Raw genomic sequence first — 2,042 nt, 5'->3', positions numbered from 1 at the left:
GAACCTACAGTCTCCCAACACCCTCGATTCCCGCATTCGCATAATTCCCCTCCGGGAATGACAGTCATATGTCCAACTTGACCATAGAGCCCGTTGGTGCCCAATATAATTTCACCTTTGGACACAACGCCGCCGCCGATGCCATAACCCATTGTGATGTATACAAAGCTGTCTTCCTTTCGCTTCCGACTATGTCCAAACCATCTCTCGGCTAACGCGGAAGTGCGAGCATCGTCATTCATCACAATCTTTCTCCCCAGCATGCTCTCCAATTCCTTCTGAATCTCAAAATGCTCCCAATGTGGAAAATTGGGTGGAACCAACAGTACGCCTTCCTTTAGATTCATCGGACCCGGAATACTGAGTCCAATTCCCAAGAGCTTGTCATGTTGTTCGGAAATTTGCGACATCATCTCACGCACGATCGTGACGACGCCTTTCAATACTTGATGAGGATCGGTATTCTTGCCAATCTCCACTTCTTTGGATTGCAGGATATGTCCAACTAGATTCGTTGTAACGATTTCGTAGGAACTACGTCCAATGTCGATCCCAATTATCTTGAAGCTCTGCTCATTGAGCCGCAGCATCACTCTTCTACGTCCTACGCTGCCTGTAGTCAGCTCCGTTTCCTTCAACAAACCGGCTTTCAACAAGTCCAATGTTAGGTTGGTAATTGTCCCCGAGGTCAGCTTGGTCTCATCCACTAATTCAATGCGGGATACAGGCTCAAAATTCCATATATCTTTCAATACTTGTGACATATTATGTTGTTTAATCTGTCTCAAATAGCCTGCATTTGAGTTTTTATTCACTATTATCACCTATCTATTTTGAAATCATATCTTATTATTAACAATAAGATATATCTCACAAATTGTACAGAGTAGCTAATGTCGATGCTGATCCGGTGTGTCGTTCGGAATGGTTACCTCCGCCCGCATCCAARCGGTAACCTCCCTGCCTTTCCATCGATTCCACAGTGAGAGACCGAATCCGTCTTTCCACCAATAAAATGCGCAGGAACGCCTGARAATAGGTGCATAAATGCACCTATTCTCTCGTTTACAACAGCATTAAGATTGACTTATTTTTTCAGCTTATCGTAGCCTTCTTGGTACAGGGCGGCGATCTTGTCAGCCCCTAGTTCTTTCATCCGACTCACGTATTTATCAAAATCGCTCAACTTCGTTTCTCCCGTAATAAACTTGACGTGCATCTCGTCACGATACGTATTCAGGTCACTGAATAGCTTAGAGATCGTTGCCRCATTTTCAGCTGTCGGAATAGGAGGTTGGAATGGTACCGTCGCCTTCGATGCGATAGCATTCGCTTGTTTGATGCTCCAATCTTTAAGCTTGGCGTCATTGGCCAAATATTTTTGTTCGAATACGGCCTCTTGATTTTCTTTCGAATTGATTTTCGGAGCATAATCACTACCCATGAATTTATCTGCACCGATTACTTCTTTTACGTTGTCGACGGATACCGGTTTCCCATTCACCAAGTTATACGTTACACCTTTGATCCCGTACATCATATCGGTTTTGCCTTCTCCGGCTATGATATAATCCAGCAATCGAATGGCGGCGATCGGATCCTTGGCATTGCTTGTAATTCCGTAAGTGCGCCATACCGCTGCTACCGATTCCATCGGATATGCGGCTTCCTTGTTCTGGAAGTTTACGGGCATCCAGACCGCGCCAGGCGTATTTTTCTGCGTCGTATTTTCAGGATTATTATAGTTTACGAATTCCGTTAGCGAATCGCGAGCGCGAATGCCGAGCAGGTTTTTGGAATTGCGTTCGGTCATTACATCCCCATTAGCGGTCTGGAAGTCCTTCGGAATCAATCCTTCGTTGTAAGCTTTATTCATCCATTCCAGGTACGCCTTATATTCCGGCATAATAAATTCGTATTTCACTTTGCCGTCCCGTACAGACCATCCCGAACCTGTAACAAGGGACAGGCCAAATGCGGAACCAATCTGCCTATAATCATTAATCCCTCCGCCCATGATCCCGAACTCATCCTTCTTATTG

At 45.1% G+C, this 2,042-nt stretch carries 2 protein-coding genes; both read right to left on the bottom strand.

The genetic code is table 11. From position 1 onward, the window contains the following. A partial coding sequence (locus AC1DWB_RS34110; protein ID WP_477545513.1) for an ROK family transcriptional regulator occupies positions 1 to 815 on the bottom strand: 815 nt, incomplete at its 3' end. A gap of 272 nt (positions 816 to 1,087) precedes the next feature. After that, on the bottom strand, positions 1,088 to 2,042 hold a 955-nt coding region (locus AC1DWB_RS34105; protein WP_477545512.1), incomplete at its 5' end, for a type 2 periplasmic-binding domain-containing protein.

Source organism: Paenibacillus sp. P4_E11 (assembly GCF_056401635.1).
The sequence above is the reverse complement of the archived record's forward strand: the minus strand, read 5'-3'. Positions and strand labels throughout refer to the sequence as shown.